Origin of the sequence: Paenibacillus ottowii (assembly GCF_050516475.1) — a bacterium.
Lineage (GTDB): Bacteria > Bacillota > Bacilli > Paenibacillales > Paenibacillaceae > Paenibacillus > Paenibacillus ottowii.
The window spans coordinates 5,524,261-5,525,565 of sequence record NZ_CP191577.1; the positions used below are offsets into that span (position 1 = coordinate 5,524,261).

Genomic DNA, 1,305 nt, shown 5'->3' on the forward strand with positions numbered 1-1,305 from the left:
GAAGCAGGGTAGTAGGCCTGTTTCGTCGCAGCAGGGATCACCGTATAGGTGTCTGTGCCATGTGTTGCGATGAGCTGAGCTTGCTGCTCAATCGTAAAGTGCTGGAACACCTCACGCAGTGTCATTCGGCTGTCCAGTTCCTGATGGATTTTGGCCACCAGTGTCGTTGCCCGCAGGGAGTGCCCGCCCACATCGAAGAATGAGTCGGTGACGCCGACGCTGGACAACTTCAATACATCCTGCCAGATTTGAGCTAACTTGGCTTCCAGCGGCGTCCGCGGCGCAACGTACTCCAGGCCTCCTTCGAGGCGTGCTTCCGGTGCTGGCAAGGCCTTTCGGTCGATTTTCCCGTTGGGTGTCAGCGGGAAACGATCCAGCTGTACCACATACGTCGGGATCATATAATCCGGCAGCTTCGGCTGCAGCGCATTCCGCAGTTCCGGCAGACTTAGCGACTCTGTAGCTACGATATAGGCACACAGATCCTTGTGTCCGTCTTCGTTTTCCCATGCTGTAACCACGGCTTTTTGGATACCGTCTACGGTCAGCAGCTGTGCTTCCACCTCGCCCAGCTCGATCCGGTAGCCGCGGATTTTGACCTGGTGGTCGATCCGGCCTAAATACTCGATACTGCCATCCGGCAGCCACCGTGCCAAATCACCTGTACGGTACATCCGGTTTGCGTAAGTGCTGCCTGCTTGATCGGCAACCGCCGCATCAGCAAACGGATTCGGGATAAACTTCTCTGCCGTCAGTTCTGGCAGGTTGAGGTATCCTCGTGCGATACCTGCACCCCCGATATAAAGCTCACCCGCGATACCGATCGGCACCAGCTGTTGCTGGTGGTTCAGAATATACACAGCCTGGTTCGCTATTGGCGTTCCGATGGATACCGTGTGCTCCCCTTTTTCCAGCAGGACATGCAGGGACTCTACATCTTCAATCGTATAAGCCGTCGCATCTACCGTCGTTTCGGTCGGACCATACACATTCGTAATCACCGGACGATACCCGGCCCACTTGTGCAGGAACACATGGACCAGCTGCACCGATAAGGCTTCGCCCCCGATCAGGTAGTGCTTCACATCTGGCGCTTCTGTCACGCTGATGCTTTCGTTCAAAATATGCAGATGCGCAGGTGTGCCGTCCGACAAATCAATCCGGTGCGTGCGGTAGTAGGCGATCAGATGCTCCCCGCTCAGACTGACGTCACGGGATACCACATGCAAGGTGTGACCTAACAGCAAGCTGGCAAAGATTTGCTTCACTGAGGCGTCAAATACAAAGGCTGACAGCCATGCGATG

Annotated in this window: 1 protein-coding gene; it reads right to left on the bottom strand. The window is 55.6% G+C overall.

The features are described from left to right. The coding region (locus ACQQ6X_RS25600; protein WP_430493606.1) for a non-ribosomal peptide synthetase at positions 1-1,305 on the bottom strand (1,305 nt) is incomplete at both ends.